Here is a 6,207-nt window from a genome sequence, read left to right on the forward strand (position 1 = left end):
AAAATTCCGGAATTTTCGGCGGTTCCGGCGTACTCCCCCTTACCGGGCAATATTCTCCGTTTTCTGAAGCCGTCCCAGGCACAGTCGTTTGGCAACTTCGCCAAAAAGGCTCTTTCCGACCTTACGTACAACCGAGCGGTGGTTGTTGAAGGAGCCAAGCACGATCGGTATGGACGGCTCGTAGGCAAGGTGCTTGTGAACGGCCGGGATGTGAACATTGAGATGGTGCGTCGGGGATTGGCGTGGCACTACACGAAATACAAACGCGAGCAGTCGCCAGATGACCGCGTTCAGTACGAGAAGGCGGAAGAGGCGGCTCGCCTGCAGCGAATAGGGCTGTGGCTCGACCCGCACCCTATCGCCCCCTGGGATTTCAGGAGGCGATCGCGAGGCAACACCGTTGCCGCACAACGACAATCCGCTTTGAACCGACGCTGAATGGGCTTGAAGCGGGCTTCATCGGTACGCCATGTGGCAATTTTTTGAGGTGATCGGGGGCAATCGGATTCGCCGTGGAGTCCCACCGAAGAGGGGTATAGGGAGAGCCGAGGCAACCCCCTGGTTGCATGCCTCCAAAACACTGAGCTAGTGGGTGTGCCCCTGGCATGTTGCCGTCATCGGCGGTCGGCCGCCTGACTACACCTCCTGCGACGTCCTCACGCGTGGCAACGGCGTGTTTCATTCTTCGTGAAGAGGATGCCATTGCCGCCGACATGCCGACCTCGCGAAGCGCAAGCTACAACGCCTAGGCGGTAGGGGGAGAACGGTCGTGATACCGTCGTGTCGCTTGCCACTCGAATCGGTGCGACTATCCGTTCCGGCGCCGGCTGATTTCAGCCGGTCGAGGCCATCGCAATAGCCCTGCGTTTCGCATAGAATTTCGGGTCAGTCGCCGCAGTACCTTTCTGCGGTCGCCATCACCTCGTGGAGGCAGCAACATGCGATTCATTCACGCAGCGGACATTCATCTGGACAGCCCACTTCACGGATTGAGCGCGTATCCGGACGCCCCTGCTGACATGTTGCGCAATGCCACTCGCGATGCCTTCACGGCGTTGGTGACCGCCGCTATCGACGAAGAAGCCGACTTCATGGTGATTGCCGGCGACCTCTATGACGGTACCTGGCGTGACCACAACACCGGAATTTTCTTCTGCAAGGAGATGGGACGCCTGCGCCGGGCCGGAATCCCCGTATACGTGTTGTTTGGTAATCATGACGCCGAAAGCGAAATGACCAAGCAGCTCCAACTGCCGGATAACGTCCACACGTTCTCGACGCGAAAAGCCGAGACATTCCGCATCGATGAGCTCAAGGTCGCCCTGCATGGACATAGCTTCAAGGAGAAGGAAGTCACATCCAACTTGGTGACTGCCTATCCAGCACCGGTCCCTGGTTTCTTCAATATTGGCGTGCTACACACCGCCCTGGAAGGGAACACTGTTCACGCCAATTATGCCCCATGTTCGAGGGTCGAGCTTCATGCGAAGGGTTATCAATATTGGGCCCTCGGTCACGTTCACGAATACGCTATCTGGCGGGAAGCCTCAACCATCGTATTCCCCGGAAATCTGCAGGGTCGCAACATCCGAGAGACCGGCAGACGCGGTGCGGTCACGGTTACCGTTGACGATTCCGGCGACGTTTCTGTTGAGCGGCTACTCATTGATGTCCTGCGTTGGGAGCCTGTGACGGTAGACGCTTCCGAATGCTCGACACTCAACGAAGTTGCACGGGAAGTCGGCCGCCGGCTGGAAGCTCTGGTTGAGTCTGGCTCCGCATCCGTTCCCCACGCTGTTCGAGTCACCATAACCGGTGCATCGAAAGCGCATGGTGAACTGTTCGGACTCGAGGCTCAACTCCGCTCCGAGGTACTGGCCCAGATTGCAGTCATCAGTCACGACCGGCTATGGCTTGAGAAAGTAAAGGTCGAAACCGCGTCGATTGGCAGCGCGGAAGACTTGAAAGGCCGAGCAGACGCGATTGCTGACCTTCACGGCCTTTTGGTGGAAGCCGAATCTGACCCCGAATTCCTCAAGATCCTCAAAGAGAGGCTAGTCCCCTTGGTGACACAATCACCGCATGAACTGCTGGAGCTAGTACCGGCGCTTTCCCAAGTGCGCAATGACGAATTGTCCCACCTGGTCCGCGACGTGCGCTCGGGCTTGGTCGCGCAGTTGACAAAGGCGGAGTGATGTTATGCGTATCAAGCAACTGGAACTCATCCGGTACGGGAAGTTCACTGGCGACACAGTGGATTTCCCTCGTTCCGAGCTCGACTTTCACTTCATGGTTGGTCCGAACGAGGCGGGCAAATCGACCATCAAGACTGCCATCTCGGAGCTACTGTTTGGGATGCCGCACAGTTCCTCCTTGGATTTCATCCATCATCAGAGCGAACTGAGGCTTGGCGCAGCACTGGAGAATCGTGAGGGGACTCTTACGTTCCATCGGTCGAAGGCCAGGAAGTCTCCATTAACGACACCGGCCGGTGAGTCGCTACCTGTCGACAGCCTCGCGCCGCTCCTTGGCGTAGCAGATAAAGCATTCTTTGAGCAAATGTTTTGCCTGGACCATACGGCTCTCATCAAGGGGGGCCGAAGTATTCTCGACGCATCCAGTGATGTTGGTCAGGTCTTGTTCCAGTCAGCCGCTGGTATCGCAAGTCTTGGACGTGTCCGGGACGAGCTCGCCGAAGAGGCTGACCGTCTCTGGGCCAAGCGGAAGTCGGGCGACCGGGCATATTACGTCGGTCAAAAGCAGTTAGATGAAGCCAATGCAGAACTTAAGGCAGCCATGGTTCGAACCGCCGCTTGGCGGGCTGCACATGGCGCTGTCGAAGAGGCGAAAGAGCGCCAAGAAGTCGAAGAGGAACGTCGCCGCGAGCTGGAGCTCAAGCGCAATCAGCTTGAGCGTGTGCGACGGCTCGCTCCCCATCTCAATGTCTGGCGGGAGAATGCAGGCGAGTTGAGCGCCCTTGGGGAAGTCCTTGATCTGCCGGCAGATGCGGAGGCGACGCTCAATAGCGGGCTGACGAAACTGGCGGCGGCAGAGGGTAGGCTCAAGGTGCACAACGAATCGGCCGAGCAGCTGGAAGGCGACCTGAACGGTATTTCCGTAGACCACGCGCTACTCTCGTTGCAGAAGGATATACAGGACCTCGAAGCGACGCGACACCAATGCCGCAACTATGGGCCGGAGATTGCCCAGCTAGAACAACAGGTCGGTCTTCTGCTAGGGGAGATCAGCGACGCATGTACGGAGCTTGGCTGGCCTGAGGACGAAGAGGGCGCGCGGAAGGCGCGGCCCAACTCCATGTCACTTCAAACTGTCTCAAGCCTGATGCGCAGCCGGGGGGCGCTAGAGTTGGCAGCCTCCACAGCAGAGCAATCCGTTAACGACAAGCTTGCCGATATCAACGAACTCACGACACATCTTGAAGCAGCGCCTCACTCTGAGGCCCCAATAGGGCTTCAGGCTGCTTTACGGGCGGCACAGAAGTATCGTGACACTCAAGTAACCCAGCGCCGATTGAAGAGCGACCTCGATAACGCCGAATCGGTGCTCAAGGCGAGTCTCGCCATCTTGGGTAAATGGAGTCGGCCGACGCCTGAGCTGAGGTCGATGACGCTACCCTCGACGGAACGCATCTCATCCTTGCGGTCCGAGCGGCAGGAGTTGCTCTCCAGGAAGAAGCTCGCCGAAGAGCGTTTGGAAGAGGCCAACGAGCGCGCCCACTCGACCAACCTCGAAGTCGACAAGTTTGCTCAGGCTCATCAGTTGGTGACAGTCGACCAGGTACGAGATGCTCGTAGCATTCGGGATTCGGCATGGACGGCAATAAAGGCCGGGGAGGTTACGCTGAGCAGTGGCGCACCGGCGTTTGAAGAAGCGATTAGAGCTGCGGATGACCTTTCCGACCAGCACGTGGGCTCAGTCACCGACGCCACGCAGCTTCTAAACCTGAAGCAGCGTCTTATCCGCGAGCAGGAGGCCCTATCTCGTCAAGAGAAGTTGTCCCGTGACGCTGAGGCAGCTGTCGTCAAATTCGACACAGAGTGGGAATCATTGATGGCCGCTCAGGAGCTGCCAGAAATGGCGTTTGACGACATTTCGTCATGGGCTGCGCGCCGGGACGACGCGCTGAAGGCCGCAGAGGAGGTCAGGAAGAGCTCCGAGAACCTTCGACGAGAAGTTGAGGATGCTGAGGAGGCCGGAGCAAACCTTGCCAAGAGCCTGACCAAAGCTGGGATAGTAACCGAAGAACAGTGTGACATTGATGCACTTTGCTGCGCAGGGGAGCATTACATCGGGGACATTGAGCAAGCAAAAACGCTGCGCAAGCACAGAGAGAGGCAATTGGACACGGTGCAGGTTGACCTCGTCGCCCTTCGCCGGGATGAAAAGCTCGCGAAAGATGCCTATGCTCACTGGGAAAGCGATTGGTCAGACGCGATTGCCAAGGCCGGTCTTGCTACAGCCTCAGGCTCGGAGGCGTCAACCGAGGCCGCCATCGCGATTGTGAATAGGATTAGTGAGCGCTTGGACCGGGTCAAGACAATCCGCACCAGTCAAGTCAATGTAATGCGCTCGGCTCTGGATGCGTTCTCGTCGGAGGCCAGGCGGTTAGCGCAGCATCTCGATGCGTCCCTGGTTGAATTGGATGCCGAGGGTATCTCGATTGAGCTGTCGAGACGACTTAAGGTGGCTAGCGCAGCGCAGTCTGACGTGGACCGGCTCAAGAAGGAACTCGTAGTCGCAAATGACCACGTGAATAAGGCTCGGACGGAAGTTGACGAGGCTACCGCTCAACTCCGGCCGCTTTACCTACTTGCTGCTGTTGGTTCCCCCGACTTGTTGCGTCCACTGATTGCTCGCTCAGACCGTAAGCGGGCGCTGCTCGGAGCCATAGGGGACGCCAAGAACAACCTCCTGAGTGGAGGGGATGGGCTGGCCCTCGAAGAGCTCGTGGAAGAATTGGACGGCTCGGATATTCAGACCGTCCATACCGAGCTTACCAGAGTTGGGAATGAGCTGGCAGCTTCCGTCAAGGCTCACGGTGATATTGCAACAGAGCTTGGAACCGCCCGTCAGGCGCTGACGGCGATTTCTGGTGCTGCCAATGCGGCTATCGCTGAAGCAAAGAGGCAGGAAGCGCTATCTGCAATGGCAGAGGCGGCTGAGCGCTTCATCAAAGTGGAGACCGCTTACACGCTGCTGCGGTGGGCAATTGACCGATATCGCGAACGCCGGCAGGGCCCGATGCTCTCCCGAGCGAGCGCCATTTTTTCACAGCTGACGCTCGGAGCATTCGCGCGCCTTTCAGTCGACTACGATAAGCAGCCGATGGCCTTGTCTGCTATTCGGGCCAACGGTAATTCCGTGGGAATCTCGGGTATGAGCGAAGGCACACGTGACCAGTTGTATATGGCTCTGCGCCTTGCCGCAGTTGAGCTGCAGCTAGAGCAAGCGTCCGCATTGCCCTTCGTGGCCGACGACCTCTTCATCAACTTCGACGACAAGAGGACTCGCGCGGGGCTGCAGGTGCAGACCTATCCAAGCGCACCCAAGTGATTTTCCTGAGTCACCATGATCACCTACTCTCTATCGTGAGAGAAGTTGTCGGAGAAGGAGTTAACGTTCGCTATCTGAATTCATTCGGCGCAGTCCCTTGAGGAAAGCACGGCGACGATAGCACCACGACTATCAAGAAGATGAAGCAGCTTGCTCTCTAAATTGGCGCAACGGTGTGCCATCGAGTAGCGGCAGGGCACGCCTTAGGGCCACCGCAAGCAGGTCAAAGACGCGGCGGACGGCAACATGTGACTGGCAGAGGACCATGCCATATGGGCAGGCCATGACGCGTGAAGCGGGTACTGGTATTTCGCATAATACTTTTTATGTTAAATCTGCTTTCATGCGTGAAAGTAGTTCTTCGCCTCGCCTTGAAGAAGGCTTTGTGCCTTGTGAGGCGTCGCGGATCGTGGCCACATCACCGATGCCGGCATAAGGACGAGGCAATGAAATTTCACCATCGTGAAATTTCATTGCGCGCCAGAAGGAGCGCCCGGTCAAGCGTTTGCCGTCTACCGCTGGGTGCCGTTAGCGGGCAGCTTAGGAACGAGTGAGAAATAACTTCCCGAAGTGGACCTGGCGTGCGCAAAGCGACGCGGGTAAGATGTGATGCCTCTGGAGGACAAACGATGC

The 6,207-nt window shown here is 57.7% G+C and carries 3 protein-coding genes; all 3 read left to right on the forward strand.

The window, feature by feature from the left end:
* On the forward strand, nucleotides 1-438 hold a 438-nt coding region (locus A3A5_RS38220), incomplete at its 5' end, for a thermonuclease family protein (RefSeq protein ID WP_018310575.1).
* 500 nt (nucleotides 439-938) lie between these two features.
* A complete protein-coding gene (locus tag A3A5_RS0110710; RefSeq protein WP_018310576.1) occupies nucleotides 939-2,195 on the forward strand; it encodes a DNA repair exonuclease in 1,257 nt (418 codons plus the stop codon).
* A gap of 4 nt (nucleotides 2,196-2,199) precedes the next feature.
* The gene (locus tag A3A5_RS38225; protein ID WP_232431313.1) at nucleotides 2,200-5,574 is read left to right on the forward strand and encodes a YhaN family protein; all 3,375 of its coding nucleotides are present in this window, start codon (nucleotides 2,200-2,202) and stop codon (nucleotides 5,572-5,574) included.
* Nucleotides 5,575-6,207: the final 633 nt, after the last annotated feature.

The sequence above is a fragment of the Cupriavidus sp. UYPR2.512 genome (assembly GCF_000379565.1).
Lineage (GTDB): Bacteria > Pseudomonadota > Gammaproteobacteria > Burkholderiales > Burkholderiaceae > Cupriavidus.

Excerpts from the sequence above, each read along its gene's own strand:
- A3A5_RS0110710 (WP_018310576.1), top strand. The coding sequence starts at position 939 with ATGCGATTCATTCACGCAGCGGACATTCATCTGGACAGCCCACTTCAC.
- A3A5_RS38225 (WP_232431313.1), top strand. The coding sequence starts at position 2,200 with ATGCGTATCAAGCAACTGGAACTCATCCGGTACGGGAAGTTCACTGGC.